Source organism: Rhodovulum sp. ES.010 (assembly GCF_900142935.1).
Lineage (GTDB): Bacteria > Pseudomonadota > Alphaproteobacteria > Rhodobacterales > Rhodobacteraceae > Rhodovulum.
In genome coordinates this window covers 2,183,302-2,208,752 of the sequence record NZ_FSRS01000001.1, presented here as the reverse complement: position 1 = coordinate 2,208,752, position 25,451 = coordinate 2,183,302, and the positions used below count along the sequence as shown (strand labels likewise).

General features: G+C 68.1%; 24 protein-coding genes and 1 tRNA gene. 11 read left to right on the top strand and 14 right to left on the bottom strand.

Translation table 11 applies throughout. The features are described 5' to 3' along the window. Positions 1–246: 246 nt before the first annotated feature. The 4 genes from BUR28_RS10780 to BUR28_RS10765 form a co-directional block, all read right to left on the bottom strand. Positions 247–459: a hypothetical protein gene (locus BUR28_RS10780; RefSeq protein WP_074220121.1), complete on the bottom strand. Its 213-nt coding sequence runs from the start codon at positions 457–459 to the stop codon at positions 247–249. 42 nt (positions 460–501) lie between these two features. Then, entirely contained in the window at positions 502–2,280 is a 1,779-nt protein-coding gene (locus BUR28_RS10775) for an acyl-CoA dehydrogenase C-terminal domain-containing protein (RefSeq protein WP_074220120.1), read from the bottom strand. Positions 2,281–2,319: 39 nt separating this feature from the next. Further along, positions 2,320–2,718 carry a MerR family transcriptional regulator gene (locus BUR28_RS10770; protein WP_074220119.1) on the bottom strand — a complete coding sequence of 133 codons (399 nt, stop codon included), beginning with the start codon at positions 2,716–2,718 and terminating at the stop codon, positions 2,320–2,322. A gap of 125 nt (positions 2,719–2,843) precedes the next feature. Next, positions 2,844–3,221 carry a MerR family transcriptional regulator gene (locus BUR28_RS10765; RefSeq protein ID WP_074220118.1) on the bottom strand — a complete coding sequence of 126 codons (378 nt, stop codon included), beginning with the start codon at positions 3,219–3,221 and terminating at the stop codon, positions 2,844–2,846. 176 nt (positions 3,222–3,397) lie between these two features. Between BUR28_RS10765 and BUR28_RS10760 the strand changes: the two genes are divergently transcribed. Genes BUR28_RS10760 through BUR28_RS10750 form a run of 3 tightly spaced genes read left to right on the top strand, consistent with a single transcriptional unit; the run spans position 3,398 to position 5,671 of the window. Continuing rightward, positions 3,398–3,829, top strand: coding sequence for a PaaI family thioesterase (locus tag BUR28_RS10760; protein ID WP_074220117.1), 432 nt, complete (start codon positions 3,398–3,400; stop codon positions 3,827–3,829). Next, the gene (locus BUR28_RS10755; protein ID WP_074220116.1) at positions 3,826–4,335 is read left to right on the top strand and encodes a PaaI family thioesterase; all 510 of its coding nucleotides are present in this window, start codon (positions 3,826–3,828) and stop codon (positions 4,333–4,335) included. The genes BUR28_RS10760 and BUR28_RS10755 overlap by 4 nt, the downstream gene beginning before the upstream one ends. Then, positions 4,328–5,671, top strand: coding sequence for an MATE family efflux transporter (locus tag BUR28_RS10750; protein WP_074220115.1), 1,344 nt, complete (start codon positions 4,328–4,330; stop codon positions 5,669–5,671). Before BUR28_RS10755 ends, BUR28_RS10750 begins: the two co-directional genes overlap by 8 nt. A gap of 30 nt (positions 5,672–5,701) precedes the next feature. Here the strand turns inward: BUR28_RS10750 and BUR28_RS10745 are convergent, their stop codons facing one another. Continuing rightward, positions 5,702–6,742 carry a succinylglutamate desuccinylase/aspartoacylase family protein gene (locus BUR28_RS10745; protein ID WP_074220114.1) on the bottom strand — a complete coding sequence of 347 codons (1,041 nt, stop codon included), beginning with the start codon at positions 6,740–6,742 and terminating at the stop codon, positions 5,702–5,704. A 73-nt stretch (positions 6,743–6,815) separates the two neighbouring features. After that, positions 6,816–8,387: a bifunctional metallophosphatase/5'-nucleotidase gene (locus tag BUR28_RS10740; protein ID WP_074220113.1), complete on the bottom strand. Its 1,572-nt coding sequence runs from the start codon at positions 8,385–8,387 to the stop codon at positions 6,816–6,818. Between the two features lie 115 nt (positions 8,388–8,502). Here BUR28_RS10740 and BUR28_RS10735 point away from each other — a divergent pair, with 115 nt between their 5' ends. Both BUR28_RS10735 and BUR28_RS10730 read left to right on the top strand, forming a co-directional pair. Next, positions 8,503–8,841 (top strand): DUF952 domain-containing protein, encoded by a 339-nt coding sequence (locus BUR28_RS10735; RefSeq protein ID WP_074220112.1) that lies wholly within the window; start codon positions 8,503–8,505, stop codon positions 8,839–8,841. Continuing rightward, positions 8,838–9,896 carry a quinone-dependent dihydroorotate dehydrogenase gene (locus BUR28_RS10730; protein ID WP_074220111.1) on the top strand — a complete coding sequence of 353 codons (1,059 nt, stop codon included), beginning with the start codon at positions 8,838–8,840 and terminating at the stop codon, positions 9,894–9,896. Before BUR28_RS10735 ends, BUR28_RS10730 begins: the two co-directional genes overlap by 4 nt. Positions 9,897–10,120: 224 nt before the next feature. Here the strand turns inward: BUR28_RS10730 and BUR28_RS10725 are convergent. Then, a tRNA-Met gene (locus BUR28_RS10725) sits at positions 10,121–10,197 on the bottom strand. A gap of 329 nt (positions 10,198–10,526) precedes the next feature. On the opposite strand from BUR28_RS10725, the gene BUR28_RS10720 reads away from it, so the two are divergent. Beyond that, positions 10,527–11,912 carry an IS5/IS1182 family transposase gene (locus tag BUR28_RS10720; RefSeq protein WP_074221609.1) on the top strand — a complete coding sequence of 462 codons (1,386 nt, stop codon included), beginning with the start codon at positions 10,527–10,529 and terminating at the stop codon, positions 11,910–11,912. A gap of 487 nt (positions 11,913–12,399) precedes the next feature. On the opposite strand, the gene BUR28_RS10715 is transcribed toward BUR28_RS10720, so the two are convergent. From BUR28_RS10715 to BUR28_RS10685, 7 genes are all read right to left on the bottom strand, one after another. After that, positions 12,400–12,789 carry a helix-turn-helix domain-containing protein gene (locus BUR28_RS10715; RefSeq protein WP_074220110.1) on the bottom strand — a complete coding sequence of 130 codons (390 nt, stop codon included), beginning with the start codon at positions 12,787–12,789 and terminating at the stop codon, positions 12,400–12,402. A 130-nt stretch (positions 12,790–12,919) separates the two neighbouring features. Then, positions 12,920–13,510: a MarC family protein gene (locus BUR28_RS10710; RefSeq protein WP_074220109.1), complete on the bottom strand. Its 591-nt coding sequence runs from the start codon at positions 13,508–13,510 to the stop codon at positions 12,920–12,922. Between the two features lie 5 nt (positions 13,511–13,515). Then, on the bottom strand, positions 13,516–13,974 hold the full coding sequence (locus BUR28_RS10705; protein WP_217693519.1) for a hypothetical protein: 459 nt from the start codon (positions 13,972–13,974) through the stop codon (positions 13,516–13,518). A 59-nt stretch (positions 13,975–14,033) separates the two neighbouring features. Further along, a complete protein-coding gene (locus BUR28_RS10700) occupies positions 14,034–15,719 on the bottom strand; it encodes an alginate export family protein (protein WP_217693518.1) in 1,686 nt (561 codons plus the stop codon). 67 nt (positions 15,720–15,786) lie between these two features. Continuing rightward, complete coding sequence (locus tag BUR28_RS10695) at positions 15,787–16,578, bottom strand: SDR family oxidoreductase (protein ID WP_074220108.1); 792 nt, start codon at positions 16,576–16,578, stop codon at positions 15,787–15,789. 71 nt (positions 16,579–16,649) lie between these two features. Then, entirely contained in the window at positions 16,650–17,492 is an 843-nt protein-coding gene (gene hdhA / locus BUR28_RS10690; RefSeq protein ID WP_254813732.1) for a 7-alpha-hydroxysteroid dehydrogenase, read from the bottom strand. Continuing rightward, positions 17,452–18,090 carry a helix-turn-helix domain-containing protein gene (locus tag BUR28_RS10685; RefSeq protein WP_175566936.1) on the bottom strand — a complete coding sequence of 213 codons (639 nt, stop codon included), beginning with the start codon at positions 18,088–18,090 and terminating at the stop codon, positions 17,452–17,454. Before BUR28_RS10685 ends, hdhA begins: the two co-directional genes overlap by 41 nt. Positions 18,091–18,256: 166 nt before the next feature. Here BUR28_RS10685 and BUR28_RS10680 point away from each other — a divergent pair, with 166 nt between their 5' ends. From BUR28_RS10680 to BUR28_RS10655, 5 genes are all read left to right on the top strand, one after another. Continuing rightward, a complete protein-coding gene (locus BUR28_RS10680; RefSeq protein WP_074220105.1) occupies positions 18,257–20,602 on the top strand; it encodes a mechanosensitive ion channel family protein in 2,346 nt (781 codons plus the stop codon). Positions 20,603–20,979: 377 nt separating this feature from the next. Beyond that, a complete protein-coding gene (locus BUR28_RS10675; protein WP_175566935.1) occupies positions 20,980–22,002 on the top strand; it encodes an alpha/beta hydrolase in 1,023 nt (340 codons plus the stop codon). A 297-nt stretch (positions 22,003–22,299) separates the two neighbouring features. Further along, entirely contained in the window at positions 22,300–23,340 is a 1,041-nt protein-coding gene (locus BUR28_RS10670) for a mechanosensitive ion channel family protein (RefSeq protein WP_074220104.1), read from the top strand. Positions 23,341–23,413: 73 nt separating this feature from the next. Then, positions 23,414–24,603 (top strand): IS3 family transposase gene (locus BUR28_RS10660; protein ID WP_139307446.1). Its coding sequence is split into 2 segments (ribosomal slippage): positions 23,414–23,666 and positions 23,666–24,603, totalling 1,191 coding nucleotides; the frame shifts between segments, so codons are not numbered across the junction. Then, positions 24,600–25,220 carry an SH3 domain-containing protein gene (locus tag BUR28_RS10655; protein WP_074220103.1) on the top strand — a complete coding sequence of 207 codons (621 nt, stop codon included), beginning with the start codon at positions 24,600–24,602 and terminating at the stop codon, positions 25,218–25,220. The genes BUR28_RS10660 and BUR28_RS10655 overlap by 4 nt, the downstream gene beginning before the upstream one ends. Positions 25,221–25,451 lie beyond the last annotated feature (231 nt).

The following is a 25,451-nucleotide window of genomic DNA, read 5'->3' as shown; positions in this document are numbered from 1 at the left end:
AGTATTTGGGCCAAGAAGAAGGAGCGGGTCGCGGGCGATAACCGGGCGTTAAGATTAACCTCGCAGGCTGCGACTCGCGGTACAGGCTGGAGAGCCGATGACCGCCCAAGGAGAAGGTCCCCCGCCCGGCGCCTCCACCCCGGTAGCGACCGGGGGCGCCGCCCGGGCGGGGGGCTAACCGCGCCGCTTCTTCTTGGCCCAAATACTCACTTGGCGCGGCCTCGCGTCCGGTGCCGGAAGTCCGGGTCATCGCTTCCTCTCCTCCAGTTCCGCGTTGAAGATGCGCAGCCTGTGGGGCAGCACCTCGGCATCCGTCACGCTGTCGAAATGCTCGAACAGGAAGGACAGGGCCTCGCCCTCGTCGAGCCCCGCCTCGCGGGCGAACCGGCGCAGCCGCCGATAGGCGTCCTCGCTCATCGCGACGGGCATCCGGCGGGTCAGGCGCAGGCGTCTGGGCATGGCGGTTTCACTCCCTGTCGTCGGGCGCCGGGCGCCGCGCCATCAGAACGCCTCGGCGGGCAGGGCCATGACCGTGTCCGCCCCGCTGGTGATCCGCGCCAGGTGCAGCCCGGTCGCCGGCAACTGGCGCGCCATGTAGTAGCGCCCGGTGGCCAGCTTGGTCTCGTGGAACGCGGGGTTGCCGTGGCCCGCGGCCAGCGCGTCCCGCGACGCCGCGGCCATCCTGGCCCACATCAGCCCGAGGCAGACATGGCCGAACAGGTGCATGAAGTCGTAGGAGCCGGCCAGCGCATTGGCCGGCTGCTTCATGCCCTGTTCCATGAAATACATCGCGGCGGTCTGCAGGTCCTTCGAGGCGGCCTTCAGGGGCTCCAGGAACTCCGCCTTCAGGGTTTCATCGCCCTCGTTGTCCTTGATGAAGCCCTTGACCGTGTCGAAGAACGCCATCAGCGCCTTGCCGCCGTCCTGGGGCAGCTTGCGGCCCACGAGGTCGAGCGACTGGATGCCGTTGGTCCCCTCGTAGATCATCGTGATCCGCGCGTCGCGCACGAACTGTTCCAGCCCCGCGGCGCGGGTGAAGCCCGTGCCGCCCAGGGTCTGCTGCGCCAGCACCGTGGTCTCGAACCCCTTGTCGGTCAGGAAGCCCTTGATGACCGGGGTCAGCAGCGAGATCAGCGTCTCGGACTCCGCATCGCCCGTGCGGGCCGCGCGGTCGATGAGCTGCGCGCCCCACAGGGCGAAGGCGCGCGCGCCTTCCACGAAGCTCTTCTGGTGCATGAGGTTCCGGCGCACGTCCGGGTGAACCATGATCGGGTCGGCCGGCCCGTCGGGATTGGCCGGGGCGCCCAGCCCGCGGCCCTGGGTGCGCTCCTGCGCCCAGGCCAGCGCGTTCTGGTAGGCGACGACGCCTTGCGCATAGCCCTGCAGGCCAACGCCCAGGCGGGCCTCGTTCATCATGGTGAACATCGCGCGCATGCCCTTGTGCTCCTCGCCCACGAGGAACCCGGTCGCGCCGTCGTAATCCATCACGCAGGTCGCGTTGCCGTGGATGCCCATCTTCTGCTCCAACCCCGCGCATTGCAGCGCGTTGCGCCGGCCGGGATTGCCATCGGCATCGGGTAGGAACTTGGGCACGATGAAGAGCGAGATGCCCTTGGTGCCGTCGGGCCCGCCGGGGATCTTGGCCAGCAAGAGGTGGACGATGTTCTCGGTCAGGTCGTGCTCGCCGGCCGAGATCCAGATTTTCGTGCCGGTGATCGCGTAGGTGCCGTCGCCCTGCGGGTCGGCCTTTGTGCGGATCAGGCCCAGATCGGTGCCGCAATGGGGTTCGGTCAGGTTCATCGTGCCCGACCAGGTGCCCTCGATCATTTTCGGCAGATACGACGCCTTCTGCTCGTCCGAGCCGTGCGCGTGGATCGCCGACATCGCCCCGTGGGTCAGGCCCCAATACATGTTGAACGCCATGTTGGCCGAGACGAACATCTCGCCGACCGCGGTGTTCATCAGGTAGGGCATGCCCTGGCCGCCATAGTCCGGGTCCGCGTCAAGCCCGATCCACCCGCCCGTGCGGACCTGCTCGTACGCCTCGCGGAACCCCTTTGGCGTGCGCACCACCCCGTTCTCGAGGCTGCAGCCCTCGGCGTCGCCGGTCGCGTTCAGCGGCGCCAGAACCTCGGCCGAGATCTTGCCCGCCTCGTCGAGCACGGCGGCGGTGAAGTCGCGCTCGAGCTCGTCGTAGCCGGGAATGTCGGCGGCACTGACCGCGAGCACGTCGTGCAGCACGAATTGCATGTCCTCGGTGGGCGGGGTGTAGATCGGCATCGGGGTCTCCCTTCTGTCGGTCGTGCCGGGGCGTGCGACTCAGGCCTTCTTCGCCTCCGGTGTGAAATCGGCGATCTTCTGTTCGCAGATGGCAAGCTGCTGCTGCAGTTCGGCGATGGCCTGGTCCAGTTCGGCGCGCTGGCGCACCATGTCGTCCAGCCGCGCCCGCCCGATGGCATAGGCTTCGCGGTGCTGGGCGGCCTCGCCATTCTCGACATCGTAAAGCGCAAGCAGTTGGCGGATCTGCTCAAGGCTGAAGCCGAAGCGCTTGCCGCGCAGGATCAGCGTCAGCCGACCGCGGTCGCGCCGCGTGAAGAGACGTTTCTGACCCTCCCGGATCGGATTCAGAAGCTCGCGCGATTCGTAGAAGCGCAGGGTGCGCGCGGTGACGCCGAAGCTGTCGCACATCTGGCGTATCGTCATCAGTTCGTCGGTCATGTGTCCTGGTCGGGTTCCCGTCTTGTCAGACAGGCGGGGTGACGGCTGCGGCGGCAGGATACAAGCCGAAATGACGTTTACGTAAACGTAACGCTGCGTCATTTCGTGTCGCTCGGACGGGCGCGTCAGGCCCCCTTGTCCAGGCTCGCGGCGACCTCGTCGCGCAGGGCCTGCAGATCGGCGATCGCGCGGTCCAGTTCGGCGCGCTGGGCCTCGAGCGCCGCGAGCTGGCGATCCGACATCTCGATCATCGCTTCCATCTGCGCGCGGCTGCCGCGTTCGTCATAGATCAGCAGCCATTGCCGGATTTCCTCGAGGCTGAAGCCGAAGCGCCGGCCCCGCAGGATCAGCGTGAGGCGCGCGACCTCGCGCGGGCCGTACCACCGGGTGCGCCCTTCCTTCTCGGGATCGAGAAGCTCGATGTATTCGTAATAGCGCAGGGTGCGCGGCGTCACGTCGAACCGCGCGCACATCTCCTTGAAGCTCAGACGATCCTCGGACATCGACGCTTCCCGACCGGCCTTCGCGCCCCGGTTGCCTAGCAAGCGTCGCGCGCGAGATCCAGTCGCGGGTGCCCGACTTGAAAGGGCGCCGACGCCGGCGGAGGCGCCGGGCCGGGGCAGTTAACCCTTGCAGCCCGCCGGGAGAGGGCCAATAACCGGGACGTAAAGGAGTGCCGATGGACGAGGACAAGGCCCGGATCGCCCGGCAATTCATCGAGATGATTCCGCATTCGCGGGCGCTGAACATGCGCGTCGACGCGATCGGCGACGGCGTGGCCGAGATCTCGATGCCCTATGACGCGCGGCTGATCGGCGATCCGCAAAGCGGGGTGATCCACGGCGGCGCGGTCTCGGCGCTGCTGGACACCTGCGGCGGCGCGGCGGTGATGAGCCACCCGCAGGCGCCCGCCGGCACCGCCACCATCGACCTGCGCATCGACTACATGCGGCCCGCGGCCCCGGGCCAGCGGATCAGGGCGCGCGCCGAATGCTACCACGTGACCCGCTCGGTCGCCTTCGTGCGCGCCACCGCCACGGACGAGGACGAGGCCAACCCGGTCGCGACCGCGTCGGGCGCCTTCACGGTGGAACGCGGGGGCGGGGCATGAGCGTGCGCCGGCCCGAACCCGTCCAGGTCGTCAAGCAGCGCCGGGACGCGGCGCTGTCGGCGCTGGTGCACGGCGTGCCCTACATCAATTTCCTCGGGATCGAGTTCGAGCGCCGCGGCGACGAGTTGACCGCGCTTCTGCCCTTCGACGACAAGCTCATCGGCAACCCGCTGCTGCCCGCGCTGCATGGCGGCGTGACGGCCGCCTTCCTCGAGGTGACGGCGATCATCGGCCTGTCCTGGTCGCTGATCTGGGAAGAGATGGAGTCCGGCGCGCTCGACCCGCTCACCCTGACGCCCGAGACCCTGCCGCGGCTGCCCAAGACCATCGACTTCACCGTGGACTACCTGCGCTCGGGCCTGCCGCGCGACGCCTATGCGCGGGCGCGGGTGAACCGCTCGGGCCGGCGCTACGCCAGCGTGCATGTCGAGGCGTGGCAGGACAACCGCGCCCGGCTCTATGCCCAGGCGACCGGCCATTTCCTGATGCCGCCCCGCCATGGCTGAGACCGTCCGGGCGGACGAGGGGCCGGCCGTCACGCATCGCCGGGTGCTGGCGATCTCGCTGCCCATCGTCCTGTCGAACGCCACCGTGCCGATCCTCGGCGCCGTCGATACCGGGGTGGTGGGCCAGATGGGCGAGGCGGTGCCCATCGGCGCGGTGGGCATCGGCGCGATCATCCTCTCGGCGCTCTACTGGGTGTTCGGCTTCCTGCGGATGGGCACCACCGGGCTGACGGCCCAGGCCTGGGGCGCGCGCGATCATGCCGAGGTCGACGCGATGCTCTCGCGTGCGCTGCTGGTGGCCGGTGCGGCGGGGGGCGCGTTGATCGCCCTGCAACTGCCCCTGTTCGCCGGGGCCTTCCTGGTCTCGCCCGCCTCGTCGGAGGTCGAGACGATGGCGCGCGACTATCTCGCGATCCGCATCTGGTCGGCGCCCGCGGCAATCGGGCTTTTCGGGATCACCGGCTGGCTGATTGCCCAGGGGCGCACCAAGGCCGTGCTGGCAATCCAGCTCTGGATGAATTCGGTCAACATCCTGCTGGATTTCTGGTTCGTGCTCGGGCTGGGCTGGGGGGTCGAGGGCGTGGCCATCGCCACCTTCCTGGCGGAATGGTCGGGGGCGGCGATGGGCCTCTGGCTCTGCCGCGAGGCGTTCCGCGGCGCGGCGTGGCGCGACCGGGCGCGGGTCTTCGACCCGGCGCGGCTCAGGCGCATGGCGATGGTCAATACCGATATCCTGCTGCGCTCGCTGATGCTGCAGGCGATCTTCGTCTCGTTCCTGTTTCTCGCCGCCGATTTCGGCGACGTGCCGCTGGCGGCCAACCAGGTGTTGCTGCAGTTCCTGCAGATCACCGCCTACGCGCTCGACGGCTTCGCCTTCGCCGCCGAGGCGCTGGTCGGCCAGGCGATGGGCGCCCGCGCCCGCGCGGCGCTGCGGCAGGGCGCGTTGATGACCAGCTTCTGGGGGGCGGCGACGGTGATCGGGCTCGCCGCGTCCTTCGCGCTTTTCGGGGGTGCGATCATCGACCTGATGACGACCGCGCCCGAGGTGCGCAGCGCGGCGCGCGCCTACCTGCCCTGGATGGTGGCGGCGCCGGTCTTCGGGCTTGCCTCCTACATGCTCGACGGGATCTTCATCGGCGCCACGCGCACCCGCGACATGCGCAACATGATGGCGATCGCGGCGGCGGTCTACGCGCTGGCCGCCGCGGCCCTGGTGCCGGTCTGGGGCAATCACGGCCTCTGGGCCGCCCTGCTGATCTCCTTCGTGGCCCGCGCCGTCACGCTGGGCGTGCGCTACCCGGCGCTCGAGGCGGCAGCGGAGCGGAGACCGGCGTGACCATCTTTGCCGGCACGTGGACCGGCGCGGTCAGATGATCTCGTCCTCGTCGAACAGGGGCTCGGCCTCCAGCTCGGCGTTCCAGGCGCCGATGCGGTCGCCCGCCCGCTCCGCCGGGGCGATCGCGGCCAGGTGGAAGACCGCGTTGCCCTCGTTGACGACCGGCAGCACCGCGCGGCCGAGGATGATCCCGTGTTCGGGGGCCAGGACTTCCGTCTCCACCTCGCCGAACGGATCGGAGACCACCGCCAGCACCTCGCCGCGGTCGACCACGTCGCCCTCGGACCGATAGGTGCGCAACAGCCCGCCCTGCGGTGCCCGCAGCCAGCGCGACTCCCGGCAGACCAGCGGCGCGCGGCGCGCCCGCGGCACGCCCTTGGCGGGAATCATGCCGCGGTCGTGCAGCACCCGCAGGATGCCCGAGACGCCCGCCCGCACCGCCGTCTCGTCGAAGCGCAGCCCCTCGCCCGCCTCGTAGAGCAGCATGCCCACCCCGCGCTGCAGCGCCGCCTGGCGCAGCGAGCCCTCGCGCAGGTCCGAGCGCAGCACCACCGGCGCGGCGAAGACCTTGGCCAGGCGCAGGAGATCGTCGTCGCCGGGCGCGACGCGGACCTGCGGCAGGTTGGTCCGGTGGATGGCGGCCGAATGCAGGTCGATCCCCAGGTCGGCGCGGGCCACGACCTGTTCCATCACCAGATGCGACAGCCGCCCGGCCATCGAGCCTTCGGCCGAGCCGGGGAAACAGCGGTTCAGATCGCGCCGGTCGGGCAGGTAGCGCGAGAGGTTGAGAAAGCCGAAGGCGTTGACGATGGGAATCGCGATCAGCGTGCCGCGCAGCGATTTCAGCACCGGCAGGCTCAACAGGCGCCGGACGATCTCCACCCCGATCACCTCGTCGCCATGGATGCCGGCGGTCACGAAGACGACGGGCCCGGCGCGCCGGCCGTGGACGACATGGGCGGACATCGTCACCGGCGTGTGGTCGGACAGCATCGCGACCGGCAGATCGACGGTGCGCCGCGTGCCCGGCGCGACGGTCTCGCCGTCCATTTCGAAACCGGCGCGCGGCATCAGCGGGCGGGGGGCGGGGTCATGGCCATGGTCCAGCGATACGCCGCCCGCGAAAGCGGGGCAAGGGCGCCCGTCACCGGGTGGCGATGCGCCCGTCGGTGTAGGGCCGGTACGGGGCGTTGGCGGCCAGGAACTCGGCGGTGACATCGGCGAGGTCGGGCCCGAAATCGTAGACGTTCTCGGCCGAAAGGAACATGTCGTAGCCGTCGCCGCCGTTCCGCACGTAGTTGTTCGACACCACGCCGTAGGTGGCGGCCGGGTCGAGGGGATGCCAGCCGTCGCCGCCCTGCACCGCCACGTCCCCCACGCGCGATCCCGGGGGCGCCGCCGGGTCCCAGGTGACGCGCAGGCCCGCGACCTGCGGGAAGCGCCCCGCGCCCTCCTCGACCTGGCTCAGCCCGTTTTCCAGCGCATCGATGATCGTCCGGCCGGAGACGAAGAAGGTGGACAAGGTGTTCTGGAACGGCAGCACGGTCAGCACCTCGCCCATGGTCACCGGCCCCGCGTCGATCGAGGCGCGCAGACCCCCGCTGTTCTGGATCGCGATCCGGATCCCCTGGTCGCGCACCCGGTCCAGCATCGCGTCGGCCACGAGGTTGCCCATCGGGCATTCCATCGCGCGGCAGACCGAGCGATCACCATCGATCGGCGTCGCCGCCTCGGCCACCACCCGCTGGCGGATTTCTTCCAGCGGCCCGGCGAGTTCCGCGATCCGGTCCATGGTCGCGCCGTCCTCGGCGACGGCGGCATCCATGATCAGCGGTTCGCCCACCGCCTGCACGACCTCGCCCGCGTCGTCGAAGGTGACTGTCAACTCGCCGAGGAACTTGCCATAGGCGTAGGCCTGCACGATGGCAGTGTCGCCGACCATGGTGGGGTAGGGGCCGGCGGCGCTGTCGGCGGTGTTCGACAGGTAGGTGTTGGTATGCCCGCCCACGATCACGTCGACCCCGGTCGTCTCGGCGGCCAACCGCTTGTCCAGATCATAGCCCGAATGGCTTAGCACGATGATCTTGTTCACGCCCTCATCGGTCAGCCGGTCGACCTCGGCCTGCACGGCCTCGACCGGGTCGGTGAAGATCACGTTGCGGCCGGGGCTCGCCAGCTCGTCGGTGTCCTGCGGCGTCAGCCCGATCAGGCCCAGCCGTTCGCCGCCCCTCTCGATCACCACCGATTTCCGGATCGCGCCCGACAGCAGGGGTTCTCCCGAGATGTCGGCATTCGACATCAGGATGGGGAAGTCGACCGCATCGACGAAGCCGCGCAGCACCTCGGGGCCGTCGTCGAACTCGTGGTTGCCCACGGTCATCGCGTCATAGCCCATCTTGTTCATCATCTCGGCCGCGACCTTGCCCTTGTAGTAGGTGTAGAACAGCGTGCCCTGGAACTGGTCGCCGCCATCGACGAGCAGGACATTGCCGGCCCGCGCCCTGGCCGCCGCGACCGCGGTCATCAGCCGGGCCGACCCGCCGAAGCACTCCCCGGCCCGGTTGTCCTCTTCCGAACAGCCCGCGTCGTATTTCGAGATCGGCTCGAACCGGGCGTGGAAGTCGTTGGTGTGCAGGATCGTCAGCGCGTAGTCGGCGGAGGCGGTGCCGGCGCCCAGCGCCAGGGCGGCGGCCACGGTTGCAATGCGTGTTTTCATCTTCGGCACCCTCCTCGCGTGATCGCATCGAGGGTGCCGTGCCGCCGGCGCGCTGTCAAAGCTCTTGGCCGCGCGCTCGCTTGACCGCGTCAGCGCCAGCGGGCATGTCAGGGGGATGCTGATCTACAAGATCTTCCGCCGGGCCGAGTGGGACGCGTTCCGCCAGACGGGGCGAAGCGCGGGCGCGCCGGTGGACCTGGCGGATGGTTTCATCCACCTCTCGACCGCCGAGCAGGTGACCGGCACCGCCGAAAAGCACTTCGCGGGCGAAAGTGACCTCGTGCTGGTCGCGGTCGATGCCGCGCGGCTTGGCGACGCGTTGAAATGGGAGCCGTCGCGGGGCGGGGCGCTGTTCCCGCACCTTTACCGGGACCTCAGGATGGCCGATGTCGTGTGGGACAAGTCGCTGCCGCTGGGCGCGACGGGCCACATCTTTCCCGAGGGCGTGGTATGACGCCGCTCGAACGTGCCGCGCTTGCGGTGCTGCACCGGATGGATGCGGAGCGTGCGCACAACCTGTCGCTCGCGGCGCTGAGGGGCGGGCTGGTCCCGCTGCCGGGGCCGGTGACTTCCCCGCGGCTGGCGACCGAGGTGGCGGGCCTGCGGCTGCCCAACCCGGTGGGGCTCGCGGCCGGCTACGACAAGAACGCCGAGGCGCTGGGCCCGCTTTCGCGCGCGGGCTTCGGCTTCATCGAGGCGGGCGCGGCGACGCCCCGGCCGCAGCCCGGCAACCCCCGCCCGCGCCTGTTCCGGCTGGCCGAGGATCGCGCGGCGATCAACCGGTTCGGGTTCAACAACGACGGCATGGCGGCCATCGGCCGGCGGCTGTCGGCGCGGCCGCCGGGGGCGGTGGTCGGGCTCAACCTGGGCGCCAACAAGGACAGCGCGGACCGGGCGGCCGATTACGCCGCGGTCCTGACCCATTGCGGGGCGCATGTGGATTTCGCCACGGTCAACGTGTCCTCCCCCAACACCGAGCGGCTGCGCGACCTGCAGGGGCGGGCGGCGCTGTCGGCGCTGCTTGCGGGCGTGATGGCGGCGCGTGCGGACCTTGCCCGCCCGATCCCGGTCTTTCTCAAGATCGCGCCCGACCTGTCGGACGCGGAACTGGCCGAGATCGCCGAGGTGGCGCAGGAGGTGGACGTGCAGGGGATCGTGGCGACCAACACGACGCTCGCCCGCGGCGACCTGAAAAGCCCGCAGGCGGAGGAGGCGGGCGGGCTGTCGGGCGCGCCGCTTTTCGTGCGGTCGACCCGCGTGCTGGCGCGGTTGTCCCAGCTGACCGAGGGCCGCCTGCCGCTGATCGGCGTCGGCGGCGTCGGCTCGGCCGAAGAAGCCTATGCCAAGATCCGCGCGGGGGCCGCGGCCGTGCAACTCTATACCGCGCTGGTCTATGGCGGGCTGAGCCTGGTGGGCGAGATCGCGCGCGGCCTCGATCGGCTGCTGGCGCGCGACGGCTTCGCCACGGTGGCCGAGGCGGTCGGCACCGGCCGGGCGGACTGGGCCTGAGGCCGCGCAGCGGCGGCGCTCTGCCTGCCGTCGCCGCGAACCGCCTGACCCACCCCTGTGACGCTGCTTCCGCCATCGCGCGCCGGCCGAAAGACCCGCGCCGACATGGGGCCAACGAGGCCCCGCTCATGCGACGGACCCGTTCGGGGGCTTGGCTGTCTGGCGATAGGCCCGCCGGGTGTCACCACACGGGCTCGGCGGGCTCGAAACGACGGTCGGGTGGGTGGTAGCGGAGGAGGGACTTGAACCCCCGACACAAGGATTATGATTCCTCTGCTCTAACCAACTGAGCTACTCCGCCAAGAGCGAGGGGCTAGGTAAGGGAGGGGCAGAGGGGCGTCAAGGGGAAAACGGGCGGGAGCAGCCGGCGATCAAGCAGTTGGTGGCACTGATCGCCGGCGAGCTTCCCGTGGCGTCGGTCAGTGCAGGCCGGAAGCCACTCCCCGACGCGCGTCCATGGCGCCGGCCTTCGCCCGTCGCTGCGGCATCGCCACCATGCGTCGCGTAGACGACCCTGCTGCATCCGCGTTCGCAGCATCCGGGGTGAAGGGCGTATTCCGTTGAAAAACTCGCGCTTGATCGAGGGGCGTCGTGCTGATTCAATTCTGCCAACGGGCGGGAGGAATGGCGATGATGGGACCGAGGCAGGAAGCGCAGCCGGCGCTGTTCTACGAGTTCTCGCTGGAAGATCACGTCCCGCAAGACCACCTGCTCCGATCCATTGACAGGTTTGTCGATCTGGGCAGCGTCCGCGGCCATTTGGCGGATTTCTACAGCCATACGGGCCGTCCGTCGATCGATCCCGAGCTGCTGATCCGGATGCTGCTGGTCGGCTATTGCTTCGGCATCCGGTCGGAGCGCCGGCTGTGCGAGGAGGTGCATCTGAACCTCGCGTATCGGTGGTTTTGCCGGCTCGATCTGACCGACCGGGTTCCCGATCACTCGACATTTTCCAAGAACCGCCATGGCCGGTTCCGCGACAGCGAGCTGCTGCGGCACCTGTTCGAGACGACCGTCGCGCGGTGCATCGAGGAAGGCCTGGTCAGCGGCCAGCGCATGGCGGTCGACGCCAGCCTGATCGAAGCGGACGCGAACAAGCAGAACTCGACGCCGAAGGAGGACTGGGACGTCTCGCAGATTGATCCGGCCGATGCGCTCCGCGCGGTTCGCGAGTATCTCGACACGCTGGATGAGGCCGCCTTCGGCGCCGCCAGCGAGGTCCGGCCCAAGTTCACCTCGCATTCCGACCCGGCGAGCCAGTGGACGGCGGCGCGCAAGGGTCCAGCGTTCTTTGCCTATTCCGACAACTATCTCATCGACACCGATCACGGGGTGATCGTCGACGTCGAGGCCACGCGGTCGATCCGGCAGGCCGAGGTCGGGTCGACCAGGACCATGCTGGAGCGGATAAAGGCCAGGTTCGACCTCCATCCCGAACGCCTGATCGCGGACACGGCCTATGGCACCGGGCCGATGCTGGGCTGGCTGGTCGACCGCAAGATCGCGCCGCACATCCCGGTCTTCGACAAGTCCGGCCGCAGCGACGGCACCTGGACTCGGGCCGACTTCGAATGGGACGCCGAGAATGACCAATACATCTGTCCGGAAGGCCACGAGTTGAAGCAGTTCCGTCGAAACTATTCCGATCCGAGCCGGGGCCCGACCGGCAAAGGCACGGCCCGCTATCGCGCCCTGAAGGAGGTCTGCCAGGCCTGCCCCTCCAAAGCCAAGTGCTGCCCGAACGCCGACGCACGCAAGATCACCCGCGAAGAACACGAAGATGCCCGTCAGGTCGCCCGCGACATTGCCAAAACCAAGCAATACGAAATCTCGATGAAGCTCCGAAAAAAGGTCGAGATGCTCTTCGCCCACCTCAAGCGCATTCTGGGCCTCGGCCGGCTCCGATTACGCGGCCCGTGCGGCGCAAACGACGAATTCCTCCTCGCCGCCACCGTCCAGAACCTCCGCAAACTGGCCAAGGTCCTTCCTGCACCGCAGCATCCGCGAAAAGCCTGATCAGAAAGGCATTCGTGCCGTCTTCACGAAGGCACTTTCTGCGCCAGCAGCACGTTGTTTTTCCACAGAATGGGCGTATTCCAGAAGTTCGCTGCGGCTGCGAATGGACTTGAGGCCTCCCACGAAACCGGACGTTCAAATCCCACGCGGACCGGCACTTTCCCCTGCGAAAGCGTTCTCCCGATCCGGCAGCGGCCGGATTTTCTCGTTGTTTTCCAGCGTTATGCGGGAAGGGCTGAGCACCGGCCTCAGCGCCAAGTGGCCCAGACGCGGTCTCTCAAGGTCAATATTCTCCAGACCTCATGACTGCGCCGATTTGGTGAATGGTCTGTAAGATACTGGGAAGTATTGATTTTCTTCGGCGGTAAGCCGAGCACTCCGACGCCGGTCGCGCTCGACGAGATGGAACAGACATCGAACGTTCGTCATTTCGGTCGTTCGCTGCAATCCCACCTTGCGAATGGACTGCCGACAAGGGGCAATTGGATCAAGGTTTTTTCCCATCGGACTCAGGCGATGCGAGGAGCGGTCGCCCAAGGTCCATGAGCGGAGAATAGAGTTCCGTAATCGACCGGCGTGAGCTCTGCGCTACACACCAGTTACTTTCGGCATCGCGAACGACCCAGCCGTCTTCCCTCATCGCTTCGAGCTTGCGCCGCACGGATTCTCGGGGGATGCCGGTGATCCGCGCGATCACGCTTGCGTTCAAGGTGTCTTCGCGGGCATTCAGGTTGGCCGATGCGCGTTCTTTACAAGCGGCGGCGATAAACAGCGTGAGCAGGATCAGTGCACGATCGAGGTCGCCATCCATCTGCAGCCGCAAGGCGGCCAAGGCCTCGATGACCCCCGCAAGCCTTTCCTGTTCAGCACTCTTCATTCGACGCGGCCCCCGACGCAGCCAGCCCAGAAAAGCGGAAGCCGGACTTCGGCATCCTGATGCGAAACACAGCGTGCCACGCGGGCCTCGAAGGCTCAGACGAGATCAGGTGCTCCCTCCCGATCCAGCTTCATAACATCGCCACCGCGTCGTGCATGAACTGGAGTGCGAGCGCGAGTTGAAGGACACCGAAGACCGCGCCGAAGAGCTGCAGAGGCACCGGCCCGATGGCGCGCAGGATCGCCTTCGATCGCCGCATCAGGAGCCAGTTCAGAGCAATCAGGCCAAGGCCCATGGCGATTATCGCGGCATGCGTCTCGACGCCCGGGAAAGCCACCGCGAAGATCAGCGCAACCACCACGGCAATCGGCGGGAACAGGCCGGGGAAGGCCACGTTCGCCGCATGGACCGTCGCGGCATCCAGTTGGCCGCCCTGTGCCGGAGGCGAGAGCAGCGTCTGGAGCGAGAGGGCGAAAAGAGCTACGCCGCCCGCTCCGATCAGCACGGGGAAGCTGACCCCCCATGCGCCGAGCGCGCCGGTGCCCATCAGGATCGCAACGAGAAAAGCCCCGGCGACGAGCAATGCGGACCGATTGGCGAGCGACTTGACCTCGGGCTGAGCATCATCCGTGCCAACGCGGGAGAAGACCGCGATGGCGCGGATCGGCCCCATCGTCATGAACAGAAGTCCGAAAAGTTGGCCCCAGGGAACCTCGGTCATGTGAGTTATTCCACGATCTCTGAAATGGTCATGTAGTTCACCACGGCCGCGACCACGCCGGCCACGATGCCGAGGATCAGGACCGCGGTGCCGAGGCTCACCTCGACGGTGCCCATGATGCGCTGCCACATGACCGCCCCGGCGACGACGGCGCCGAAGGCGAAGAGGCCGTGCTTGATCACGAGCCAGAGCGTGGTCGGCACGAACGGCTTCTTGGGCACTTTCGTCGTCCAGTGCGCGACGGCGGTCAGGATCATGGCGAGCGACACCGCCAGCGGCACGGACGAGCCGAGCACGGTGTGTGTCTCCGTGCCGATCGAATCCACCGACACCGGGATGGGCGCGGATCCGCGCAGGATGAAGAACTGGATCGCGCCGTTGATCACGGCATTGATCACGCCGCCGAGCAAGGCGCCCTTGAGGATTGCAAGCTTCGTCATGGTATGGGGTGTCGCGTCCGGCATGTCGGTCTTCCATGTCTGGGCCGGCGGTGCCGGCCGGTTGGTCGGCTGAGCGGGCGTGCTCAGAAGCTGATGTAGAGGCTGGCCTGAAGCGTGGTCCAAGGGTCGTCCGCGCCGATCCGCTTCAGCGCCTTGCCGGGACGCGCATGCGAGGCGACGACCTGGAGATACCGGTTTCGGTCGAGCGCCCAGCGCAGCGTCGCGGTGAACTCCTCGCCCAGGTCCCGGGAGGTCAGCGTCGAGAGCGCCGGGTTGCCGCCGATGTTGTTGAACTCGTCGGCGCGCAGGCGGTGCCAGGTGAAGGTGAGGTTCATGCCCTCGCGCGGCGAGAGGTTGGCCTGGATGCGGTGGGTGTTCAGGTTGCCGTTGCGGTAGACCTTGCCGAAGGACACCCCCTGCAGCCAGTTGCCGAGCCCGGTGCTCATCATGGAGTCGAAGCGCTCGAACCTGTCGGTGTCCGGGTCGTCGCCGGAGAAGCTGGCGAACCGGTAGGAGAGGCTGGGACTCCAGGGGGCGCTTTTCCAGATATGGCCGATGGTGCCGTAGTAGGCGTGGGCGGACATGTCGTAGGCATCGTTGGTCTGGTAATAGGCCTCGCCCTCCAGCCAGACATGATCGGGCGTCGTCGGCCGGTAAAGGCCATGCACGCCCCAGGTGGTCGTCCCCTCGCGCGGCAGTGCGGCGCCGCCCGGCGTCCGGTAGGACGAGTCCGAGGTGGGGATCGTGATGACGCTCGCATCCATCGTGAAGGCGTCGGTAAACTCGTAGCCCAGATTGGCGCCCGCGAACGTCGTGTTGGACTCCAGGTCCTCTAGCTCGTCGGGGTCGATATAGAACAGGGAAACGCGCGAGCGGCCGAACTCGCCGGTGAACAGGGCGGAGAAGTCGGTCGTGTTGCGGGGGCCGAGATAGGTCGCCCCGCGCTCGCCGGCATTCGACGAGCCGGCCACCATCGAGATCAGGAAGCCGTTGTTCAGCGTCCAGGTCTGCCGCCCGAAAGACAGCTGCGCGGTATCCCCGGTCTCCGGGTCGGCATAAAGCAGCCCGACATAGCCCTTGTCCGGGTGCAGGAAGTCGCGGCCGTCATCGCGAAAGATGTCCTGGCCCCGCGAGGCGCTGAAAAGCCCGCTCGCGGCGCCGAAGAGGTAGTAGTCGGTCTCGCCCAGCCGCGTCGCGCCGCCGATCCCGAATTCGAGATAGCCTTCCGCCCAGGTGCTGCCGCTGCCGGGCAAGTCTCCCGCCAGCGGGTTGGAGCCGTTGAAGAGCGCCGGCGCGCCGAACCAGGCGTTGCTGTCCGAGTAGACCCCGACGCCGGTGTTCAGGATGAAGGTCAGCTTCGACCGGTCGTCCTGATAAATGACCGGAAAACCCGGCGCGGCCTCGCGATCCTCGGACGGGGGCGCGGGCGCGAGATCGAGGGTGACGATGATCCCCAGCGCATCCCGCGCGCCCTCGTAGGCCGGGCGGTGCGATACCGCGCGCGCCGTTCCGTCCGCCACGAGGCGCCCGAGCGCGGTGTCGACCAGCACGGGCCGGTACTCGCGTCCGACCAGCGCCCCGGTCGCGGCGCGGGCGACCCGCAGCGCCGCGGCGTCCCGTGCGCGGTCGCCGCTCGTGGTCGCGACCCTGACATCCACGCGCGAGATCGTCTGGCCCACCGCCGCCCGGCCCAGCGGCACCACGGAGGGGCCGTACTGGCCGAGCCCGAGGCCCTCCTGCGCCGAGGCCGGTACGCCCGCGCCCGCCAAGGCACAGGCGCAGGCGCAGGCAATGGCGGCGGCGTATGTGCTATGTCGACCGCGCGCGCCCACCTCGCTAGCCGAACAGCCGCCTGACGGGGCCACCGCCGTGGACCTTGATGATCTCGCCGCTGACCCAGCTCGAGGCCGGCGAGGCCAGGTAGAGCATCGCGTTGGCGATGTCCTCCATTTTGCCTGCTCGCCCGATCAGGTTGTCGGGGTGCGACAGCTTCTCCTGCATCTCGGGCGTAACGCCGGCATCGGCATAGCCCGGGGTGATGACCGTCCCGATCAGGACGGAGTTGACGCGCACCTTAGCCGCCAGCATGTGCGCCAGCGACACCATCATCTGGTTGAGCGCGGCCTTCGCCGTGCAGTAGGGCAGGATGTCGTAGGCCGGCACCGCCGAGGAGAACGAGCCGGAATTGGTGATCGTGGCGTTCTCGGCCTTTTCCAGATAGGGCAGGCAGGCCATGCTCATCCGGTAGGCGCTGACCGTGTTCAGGTTGTAGGACTTGAGCAGTTCTTCCCGCGGGATCGCGGCCGGGTCGGGCTGGCGCGCACCCCAGCCCACGTTGTTGATCAGGGTGGAGACGCCGCCGAAAGCCTTGACGGTGGCGTCCACGACGGCCTGGATGTCCTCGTCCTTGGTCACGTCGCAGCCCATGCCCAGGACCTCGTTGCCGGTCTCCTTGGCGATGTCCGACGCCGTGTCGGCGGACTTCTCGGCCTGCAGGTCGCAGACCATGACCTTGGCGCCAGCCGCCGAAAGCGTCTTGGCGATCTGCGCGCCGATGTTCTGCGCTGCGCCGGTGATGATGACGTTGTGGCCGTCCATGCGGAAATCGGCGAATGCGTCGAAGCTCATGGGTGTCTCCCTGTGTTCTGGATGGTCCGGTAAGGTCCGGGTTTGACTGCTGCCCAGTGATGGGCCCGACGTCAGTCGAGTTCCTGAACGCCGCCGCCGGACACGGTCAGGATCTGTCCGCTGACCCATTCCGCCGCGGGCGAGCAGAGATAGAGCGCGGCGCCCGCGATATCCGCGGGCTCGCCGAGGCGCTTGATCGGCGTGTGCTTGAGCATGGTCTGCTCGACCTCGGGGGTCAGCACGGAGGCCAGCGCCGCCGTCCGGATCGCGCCCGGCGCGATGCCGTTGACGCGGATGTTCTTGGCACCGAGATCGAAGGCGATGTTGCGCGTCAGGTGGCTGATGGCGGCCTTGGAGGAGGAGTAGGACGCCATGCGCACATTCTTGTTCTCCGCTGACATCGACGAGATGTTGAGCACGGCGCCGCCGCCCGCCGCTTCCATGTGCGGCACGGCGAGCTGGGTGAGCCGGAAGGGCGCGAAGACGTTGATCTCGTAGGCCCAGCGGAAATCCTCCATCGGCATGTCGAAGGGCTTCGGCCCGCCGCCGCCGGCGTTGTTGACGAGGATCGACAGGCTGCCGAAATTGTCGATCGCCGCCTGCACCGCTGCCTGCAGGTCCTCTTCCCTGGTGACGTTGCAGGCGAGGCCGACTGCTTTGCCGCCGGCCTCGGTGATCGCCGTGGCGACCGCCTGGGCCGTCTCCTGCTTGAGGTCGCTGACCACGACGGCGGCGCCGGCGCCTGCGAACATCTCGGCGATGCCGCGGCCTATTCCGGCCCCCGCGCCAGTGACGAGCGCAACCTGACCGTCGAGGCGGTACTTTGCTGGATCGAACATATCTGTCTCCGAAAACTGGGCTTTGAGGGTCAGTTTACGGAGCCATTCTACGTTTTGCAGATCCTTGGCGCTCATTCCGAGCACCCAATTCCGGGCATTCCTCCGGGTCGCTCTGCGTCGCCGACTCCTGCGCCGCAACCAGCGCCTCGAGATCGGCGAACAGACGCGCGACACGCCGCAGCGCCCGGCGGTCGATGTCGGACAGGTCGCGTTTCGCAGCGGTCTCACCGTCGGTGTGGGCGAGCCGGCAAGACCCGTCCTCGTTGCGCGTGATCCATCCCCGCTCCTCGAGAGCGGCCAGCTTGCGCCGAACGGTCTGGCGCGGGATCCCGGTGACGTCGGCGATCCGCGAGGCGCTGGTGCTCGTTCGCTCCGGGGGCAGGTCGGCGGGCGCGATCCCCTCGGCCTGCGCGGCGCGGACGGCGTTGATCCAGCTCTGCCCGATCAGGGCGAGCACGAGCATCGCCTGCATATCTCCCCGGAACGCACGGCTGACGTCGGACAGGTGATCGATGAAAAACTCGACGAAACGGTACTGGTAGGCGATGTATTGCTCGTCCAGGGCAGCGGCCACGGCAGCCGCTCTTCGCGACCTGCGGCTCTGCGCCAGCCCCCCTTTGCCGGGCTCATCCAATGCCCCTTCCCCCTCGTTGGCTTTAATATCGTAGTCCAACAGGCAGGTCATGCAAACAACTCTGCACCGAATGGCACGTCCGGCTGGCGGGCCATCTTGCGCCGGGTAGCCGGGCGAGCCTGCTCATTTTGGCCACCTGTCTCTGGCCGGTCGCCTTGTTCGCGGCGCACGCTTGGGCAAGGATCGGGGGAAAAGGAGAGATTACATGAATGCTGCAGACCGGATGCGTGCCGCCGCCAGCATGCTGTGCCTGCTCATGCTTGTGCTCACTCCCCTGGCGGCACGCGCCCAGCCGGCCGACTTCTCTGGCGACTGGCAGACGTTCTGGAGGACGGGAAGCGCGGTGCTGAGCCTGTCGCAGGAGGGCGACCGCGTCACAGGCACCTACGCGCCCGACGACGGCACCGTCGAGGGGACGGTCGAGGGCCGCGTCCTGCGCGGGACATGGGCGCAGCCGGGCGCGTCGGGCGCGTTCGTGTTTGCCCTCTCGGAGGACGGGCAGGTGTTGACCGGCCGCTTCGGCAACGGCGAGTACTGGAACGGCTTTCGCGAGGACGCCGAAGGCGGCAGCGGCCAGTGGCGGCTCGGCAACGCCAGCCCACGGGAGACGCTGCGCAGCCTGCTGATCGCGGCGAACGTGGCCACCTATGCGGGCGATGCGGGCGCCCTGCGGCAGGTCGGCAACCTCGTGAGCTATGCCGGCCCGCCGACCAATGCCGGCGACCGCGCGACCCGCCGCACGATGATGTTCGACATCCTCGACATGTCGACCCTGCGCATCATGGACGTGCCCGAGGCGCCGGAGGCGCCCGAGGAGGAGCGGGTGCGCTTTGCCGTCGGCCCCGCCGCGGTCGCAGAGACGACCGACCTCGGGTTCCGGCGGGATGCCTTCGGCCGCTGGCGCCTCGTCCTGCCCGACCAGGCGGCGCTGGCAGCCGTGAGGGGCAGGTTCCTCGACGCGATGGGACACGGGAGCATGAGCGAGCTCGACCGGGCGCGGGCGAACTCTCCCCGCACGGTGATGCGCGAGTTCATCCAGGGCGCGAACAGCTGGGATGAGGGCGGGCGCGCCCGCGCGCTGGCGGTGATGGACCTGTCGCACATCCCCGAGCGGCTGCACGAGCTGGAAGGGCCGATCTACGCCGACTTCCTCAAGCGCATCCTCGACAGGATCGCCTACGTTATTTGGCAGGAGATCCCCGACGATCCCGACCGCAGCGTGCCCTTCGTCTACTTCCAGCACCCGGTGGGCGACATCACCATCGCGCGGGTGCCCGCGCCCGCCCCGGAGGACGGGAGCGCGCCGCCGCCCGAGCGGTGGAAGATCGCCTCGGCCACGCTGGCCGCGGCGCCGGCGCTACTGGAGGCGATGCAGGAACTGCCCGCCATCCCCGGCCTCGAGGAGCCGCAGGCGCTGTCGCCCTACTTCCGCCTGCGCGAAACCGTTCGTGCCGCGGCCCCCGGCCTTGTCGTCGACCGGGGGTATCTCGAGCTTTGGCAATGGCTCGGCCTCGCCGCCGCCTTTGCCGCCGCGGTCGCTGCGGTAGCCGGGATCGGGGCGGCGCTGCGGGGCCTGTCACGCCTCGGCAACGGCACAGCGGGGCTCGCGCGGCTGGCGCTGCCAGCGGGGCTGCTCGGGGCCGCCGTGATCCTGTCCTGGGCAGTCCTGAGGCTCGGGCTGACGCAGATGGGCCTGCCGTTGGTGAGCACTCTGGCCGGCCTCTTCGTGGTCGTGTCGCTGGCCCTGCTGGTCTATCGCCTGGCCGGGCTTGTCGGCGGATGGTTCCTCGCCCGCGCCGAACAGACCACCTCCTATGTCGACGAGATCGCGGCCTCGCTTGGCACCGGGCTCGCCAAGCTGCTAATCGTGTTCGGCGCGATCATCGCGGCGGCCGATGTCGTCGGCCTTCCCTACGAGGGCGTTCTGACCGGCCTCGGGGTGGGCGGCGTCGCGCTCGCCTTCGCCGCGCGCGACACGGTGTCGAACCTGCTCGGTGGCGGCATCCTGATGGCCGACCGGCCCTTCCAGCGGGGTGACCTGATCGAGCTCGACGGCACGCTCGCCTCGGTGGAACAGGTGGGTCTGCGCTCGACCCGGCTTCGCTCGCTCGACGACACGGTGCTGAACGTGCCGAATGCGCAATTGTCGGACCGCACGATCGCCAACTGGGGCAAGCGCCGCCGCCGCAAGGTCGTCCTCGGCATCGGGCTGACCTACGACACCCCGCGCGACAAGCTCGACAAGTTCGTGAAGCGCCTGCGCGAGGTGCTGCTGGACCAGCCGCGGATCGACCGTGAGGATCTCTATGTCGGGCTGAAGTGCTTTGGCGCCTCCTCGATCGATATCGAGGTGATGTGCTACCTGCGAGTCTTCGCCTACGGCTCGCAGGTGGAGGCACAGCACGCCCTGATCCTCGACATCGTCTCGCTGGCCGAGGAGGTCGGAGTCGAGTTCGCCTTCCCCACTCGCACGGTCCAATTGGCCGGCGCCGCCGAGGCGCCCCGTGCCCTCATCGCGGAGCCGCGTTCGGAGGAGGCCGCGAATGCCTAGACCGCGCTCGTCGCCGAAGGCAGTCGGTAAAGGCAATCGGTAAGTGCATCGCATTGTCTACCGCCGTCCGGCCCTCCAAGGGCCAGGGCTTGACTCGCCACAGCGATGCGGGTGCCCTAGCGCAGCGGGGTGGAGATCCGCGCAGGTGGCCGCGCGGGCACGCTGGTTGCGGAGGTGGCCCAGGTGATCCGAGCAAGAAGATAATGGGGGCTCCGAGCCGAGAGGCGACAGACATGACACGGACTCTGCGAGCATCAGCGGTGTGGCGCCTGCCGAAGATGCCGTGCTGCCTGCGCATGGCCCCCGTGCTGTGTGTGGCGATTTCCGTCGTCGCCGGATGTGGGCCACGCGCAGACCTCATCCCCGACGCGGAGGCCATGGCAGGCACGAAGACCGTCGCGGTCCATGTCGGCACCACGCGGGCGCGCAGCCCCGACGGTCTCTGGTCGCGCTCGGAACCGGGGGCGCTCAACTACGCCGTCGTTGACGTCTCCGTGCCGCCCGATCGTGCGCCGGGCCTCGTAACCCTTCCCGGCGCGCGCCCCGATCCGCGCGAGGACTTCCTGACGCGCCGGACCGGAACCTTTCGCGATCGTGCCGCCTTCCGGACCGAGGCGCGCCGCGCGCTCGGCGGCGGAAGAGGGCGCCAGGAGGTCGTCGTCACCGTCCACGGTTTCAACAACGTCATGGGCGACGGCGTCTTCCGCACCGCGCAGATGGCGGCCGATTTCGGGATCCCCGGCCCGGTCTTCCACTACGCCTGGCCCTCGCGCGGGGCGCCGCTGGCCTACGCGGCCGACCGCGACGCCGTGCTCGTGGCGCGCGACGGGATGCAGGAGATGCTGCAGGATCTCGCCGCCGCGGGCGCGCGCGAGATCGTGATCGTCGCGCATTCGATGGGCACGCAACTCACGATGGAGGTGCTGCGGCAGATGGCGCTCCTCGGCGACCGGGCGACGCTGGCGCGCCTGAGCGGTGTCGTCCTGATGTCGCCCGACATCGACCCCGCCCTGTTCCGCGAGCAGGCCGAGGACATCGGCGACCTGCCCGACCCCTTCGTGATCTTCACCTCGCGCGAGGATCCGGCGCTGCGCCTGTCGGCCCGCCTGACCGGGCACAAGGACCGGCTCGGCAACATTCGCACTGTCGACGAAGTGGCCGGGCTGGACGTGACCGTGATCGATCTGACCGGCGCGGACGACGCCGCCTCGCGCCACCTCGCCGCAGCGACCTCACCCACGATGATCTCGTTTCTGCGGCAGACGGAGTCCGTGCGCCGAGGGATCGCGGACAGCACATCGGGGCAGACTGGCCTGCTGCCCGGCACGGTCCTGCTGGCCGAGGATGCGACGGCCGTCATGCTCGCGCCCGTCACGGCGCTCGGCGAAGGGCAGAGGTAACCAATTGCAGCGGGACCGGTTGATTTCTTTTCGCTGCTCGGAGGACTCGGCCATCCGCCTTGCCGCGGCGCCGTCATCCGCGAACAGCACGCGGACCGGACCTTCGCCCCGGCCGGACCAGCCATCTGACAAATCGCCCTCCAGCCCCCCTTGGCCGCACCGCTTCCAGGGCCCTCGCGGTGCGCGGCATACGCCGCCGCGGCAGAAATCCCATCGCGATCGCCGCATATCGGAAGACCCCGTGATGCACGCCGCCATGTGGTCGCAACGCGTGCTTCTTCGCCCCGGCTCGTCACCATGAACATCGACGCATCCTCCGGTTCGATCCTCCATGGCGGAAACCTGACCGCGGCGCTTGTCGTCACGCTGTTTCTGGTCTGGACGCTTGCGCGGCAGGTCCGTGTCGTCCGGATATTCCTGCGACGGTATCGCCGCGGCGGGGCGATCCTCGACTTCGTGCTTCTGCCGGCGGCCGTCTACGCCGCCGGATATCTCGTCGGATCGACTTTGGGTCATTTCGGCCTGTACGAATGGCAGACCTTCGTCGCGGGGCTCACGCATCTCGGCCTATTCCTCGCCTTCGGCTACGGCGCCTCCCGGATCATCGCGGCCCGGATCGAGGAGCGGTCAGAGGGCGGCCAAGGGCACATGTCGCGTCTCGCGAGAACGACCCTCGTGGTCGTTTGCATGTTCGTGGGCTTCCTGCTGTTTCTCGTCACCAACAACTATTCTCCCGCCAAACTCTACGTCTCGACCGGGGCGCTCGCTGCGATCCTCGCCTTCGCCATGCAGCAGACCCTCGGAGACTTCTTCTCCGGCCTGGCCCTGAGCATCGAGAAGCCGTTCCAGACGGGCGACAGACTCCGGTTCGACGACGGCACCGAGGGCGTGGTCGTCGACATCAACTGGAGGTCGACGCAACTCAAGAGCGCGAACGGTGGCCTTTTCGTCCTCCCCAACGCGATGTTGTCTCGCCAACGATTCCTCAATCTGCGCGGTCCGGGACAGACCTTCGCCCAGGGCTTCGATATCCGCGTCTCGGGAGAGGCAGACCCGCGGGAAGTGATCTCACTCTTATCCGCAGCCGCTTTGCGTTGTCAGAGCGTCCTGCGCTCGCCGGAGCCCATCGTGCAACTCAAGGACGCCTCCGTCGACCCCTACACCTATTCTGCATGGGTCTACTTCGCCGACTATCTTGCGATGTTCGCCGGGCGGGAAGACCTCTATCTCGAGATGCACGCGGCCCTGCGCGACGCCGGTCTCAAGGTGGCGGCACCGATCCAGGAGATTCGCCAAGGCGCGACCGACAACAAAGCTATGCACCTAAAAAAAGATTGACCGTATGGTTTGACCTGCCACGGGATTTTTCCTCCACCTGCGATTAGAGTCCGACCCAATGAGGGGACGGACAATGAAGCGAACGAGATACAGCGAAGAGCAGATTATCGGCATCCTGGCCGAGCATGAGGCCGGGGCGAAGTGTGCCGATCTGTGCCGCAAGCACGGCATGTCGGAGGGGACGTTCTACAACTGGAAAGCCAAATACGGCGGCATGACGGTGTCAGAGGCCAAACGGCTGAAGGCGCTCGAGGACGAGAACGCCAAGTTGAAGAAGCTGCTGGCGGAGCAGATGCTGGATCTGGCCGCGATGCGCGAGCTGGTTTCAAAAAAGTGGTGACGCCCGTCGTGAAGCGCGAGGCGGTCGCGCATCTGAAGGCCCGGTTCGGGCTGTCGGAACGACGGGCGTGCCAGATTGCCGGCGCGGATCGGAAGACGATCCGCTACCGGTCGCAACGCGCACCCGACACGGAACTGCGCGGCCGATTGCGGGAGCTTGCCAACGAGCGTCGGCGGTTCGGCTACCGGCGGCTCTTCGTCCTGCTCCGGCGGGAGGGCGAGCCCTCGGGGATCAACCGTATCTACCGGCTTTACCGCGAGGAAGGGCTGACCGTCCGCAAGCGGCGCGCGCGGCGCAAGGCCATCGGCACCCGCGCCCCGATCCTGGTCGAGGCGCGCGCAAATGCCCGTTGGTCACTGGATTTCGTCCATGACCAGTTCGCGTGCGGGCGGCGGTTCCGGGTGCTGAACATCGTCGATGACGTCACGCGCGAATGCCTCGCCGCGATCCCGGACACGTCGATCTCCGGCCGGCGCGTCGCGCGGGAGCTGACGGCGCTGATCGAACGTCGCGGCAAGCCGGGAATGATCGTGTCGGACAACGGGACGGAACTGACCTCGAACGCGATCCTGAAGTGGTGCGCCGAGAACCGGATCGAATGGCACTACATCGCGCCGGGCAAGCCGATGCAGAATGGCTTTGTCGAGAGCTTCAACGGCCGGATGCGGGACGAGTTCTTGAACGAGACGCTGTTTCGTAACCTCGCCCATGCCCGCGACCTGATCGCCGCCTGGGTCGCCGACTACAACACCGAGCGCCCCCATTCGGCCTTGGGCTATCAGACCCCGGCTGACTACGCGCAGACCCTGACCACCGCAATCGCCCGACCCGCTGCGCGAGATGAGAGCTCCGCGCGTCGGGCGATTGCTCAACCCGCGCCATTTGGCGTAAACACCAACCGGGCTCCGGTCGCGGCTGGATGAAAGATCAGTGGCAGGTCATCATCAACCGCAACGCGGCGCGGCGGGGCGAGTCCACGACTTACACCCTGGATATCCGGATCGACGGCGCCGCGGCAGGCTCCGGTCAGGATTTCGCGGACGGACTATCAGGCGGTCCGGACTATTGGGAAGTGACCGGCGTGTCCGGAAGCCTCAACATCCGAGCCGCGCCGTCGACGAGCGCGGCGGTGCGGATGGGCCTGCTTCGCGGCACGGTCGTCCGGAACCTCGGATGCCGGATGAACGAAGGCCGCCGCTGGTGCGAGGTCGCGCAGGTTGGCGGTGGCGTGACGGGTTGGGCCGCGGGCGAGTATCTGCGCGAAGCGGCCGCGCCGTCGCAACCGACCGTGCCTTCGGCCGGTTCGGGAAGTGCCGCCGCCAGCAACGAGTTGCTTGACGCAGCGCATGAGGCCTGTCTGCGCGACGTCAGGCAGGTGACGAACAACCCGACCGCGTTCGTCCTGCGATCGATGTTCTCGGAGGCGGGCACCGAAGTCATCGTCGGGGTCGGCGACCAGAGCGCGCCATGGCGCTGTATCGCGTACCGTGACGGCACGACGGCCGGGATCATGTCGATCACCGACGAAGGATCGCTTTGAGGGCATCGTTCGGGGGCGTGGCCGGTCCATCGGCCACGCTGCCAAGCATGTGGCCAGGTCGTGTAGAGAAGGATTGCGGGCATGGGAGCACCAACAAAATACGCGATAATCGGCGGCGTGGCGGCCCTAGTGGGTTTTTTCCTTTCGCGGCTGCTCGGTCTCGACACGGCAGCGTCATTGTGGATGCTCATACCGGCAGGCGCTATCGGCGGATTTGTCGGGGGCTGGCTT

Excerpts from the sequence above, each read along its gene's own strand:
- BUR28_RS10780 (WP_074220121.1), bottom strand. The coding sequence starts at position 459 with ATGCCCAGACGCCTGCGCCTGACCCGCCGGATGCCCGTCGCGATGAGC.
- BUR28_RS10775 (WP_074220120.1), bottom strand. The coding sequence starts at position 2,280 with ATGCCGATCTACACCCCGCCCACCGAGGACATGCAATTCGTGCTGCAC.
- BUR28_RS10770 (WP_074220119.1), bottom strand. The coding sequence starts at position 2,718 with ATGACCGACGAACTGATGACGATACGCCAGATGTGCGACAGCTTCGGC.
- BUR28_RS10765 (WP_074220118.1), bottom strand. The coding sequence starts at position 3,221 with ATGTCCGAGGATCGTCTGAGCTTCAAGGAGATGTGCGCGCGGTTCGAC.
- BUR28_RS10760 (WP_074220117.1), top strand. The coding sequence starts at position 3,398 with ATGGACGAGGACAAGGCCCGGATCGCCCGGCAATTCATCGAGATGATT.
- BUR28_RS10755 (WP_074220116.1), top strand. The coding sequence starts at position 3,826 with ATGAGCGTGCGCCGGCCCGAACCCGTCCAGGTCGTCAAGCAGCGCCGG.
- BUR28_RS10750 (WP_074220115.1), top strand. The coding sequence starts at position 4,328 with ATGGCTGAGACCGTCCGGGCGGACGAGGGGCCGGCCGTCACGCATCGC.
- BUR28_RS10745 (WP_074220114.1), bottom strand. The coding sequence starts at position 6,742 with ATGCCGCGCGCCGGTTTCGAAATGGACGGCGAGACCGTCGCGCCGGGC.
- BUR28_RS10740 (WP_074220113.1), bottom strand. The coding sequence starts at position 8,387 with ATGAAAACACGCATTGCAACCGTGGCCGCCGCCCTGGCGCTGGGCGCC.
- BUR28_RS10735 (WP_074220112.1), top strand. The coding sequence starts at position 8,503 with ATGCTGATCTACAAGATCTTCCGCCGGGCCGAGTGGGACGCGTTCCGC.
- BUR28_RS10730 (WP_074220111.1), top strand. The coding sequence starts at position 8,838 with ATGACGCCGCTCGAACGTGCCGCGCTTGCGGTGCTGCACCGGATGGAT.
- BUR28_RS10720 (WP_074221609.1), top strand. The coding sequence starts at position 10,527 with ATGATGGGACCGAGGCAGGAAGCGCAGCCGGCGCTGTTCTACGAGTTC.
- BUR28_RS10715 (WP_074220110.1), bottom strand. The coding sequence starts at position 12,789 with ATGAAGAGTGCTGAACAGGAAAGGCTTGCGGGGGTCATCGAGGCCTTG.
- BUR28_RS10710 (WP_074220109.1), bottom strand. The coding sequence starts at position 13,510 with ATGACCGAGGTTCCCTGGGGCCAACTTTTCGGACTTCTGTTCATGACG.
- BUR28_RS10705 (WP_217693519.1), bottom strand. The coding sequence starts at position 13,974 with ATGCCGGACGCGACACCCCATACCATGACGAAGCTTGCAATCCTCAAG.
- BUR28_RS10695 (WP_074220108.1), bottom strand. The coding sequence starts at position 16,578 with ATGAGCTTCGACGCATTCGCCGATTTCCGCATGGACGGCCACAACGTC.
- hdhA (WP_254813732.1), bottom strand. The coding sequence starts at position 17,492 with ATGAGCGCCAAGGATCTGCAAAACGTAGAATGGCTCCGTAAACTGACC.
- BUR28_RS10680 (WP_074220105.1), top strand. The coding sequence starts at position 18,257 with ATGAATGCTGCAGACCGGATGCGTGCCGCCGCCAGCATGCTGTGCCTG.
- BUR28_RS10675 (WP_175566935.1), top strand. The coding sequence starts at position 20,980 with ATGGCAGGCACGAAGACCGTCGCGGTCCATGTCGGCACCACGCGGGCG.
- BUR28_RS10670 (WP_074220104.1), top strand. The coding sequence starts at position 22,300 with ATGAACATCGACGCATCCTCCGGTTCGATCCTCCATGGCGGAAACCTG.
- BUR28_RS10655 (WP_074220103.1), top strand. The coding sequence starts at position 24,600 with ATGAAAGATCAGTGGCAGGTCATCATCAACCGCAACGCGGCGCGGCGG.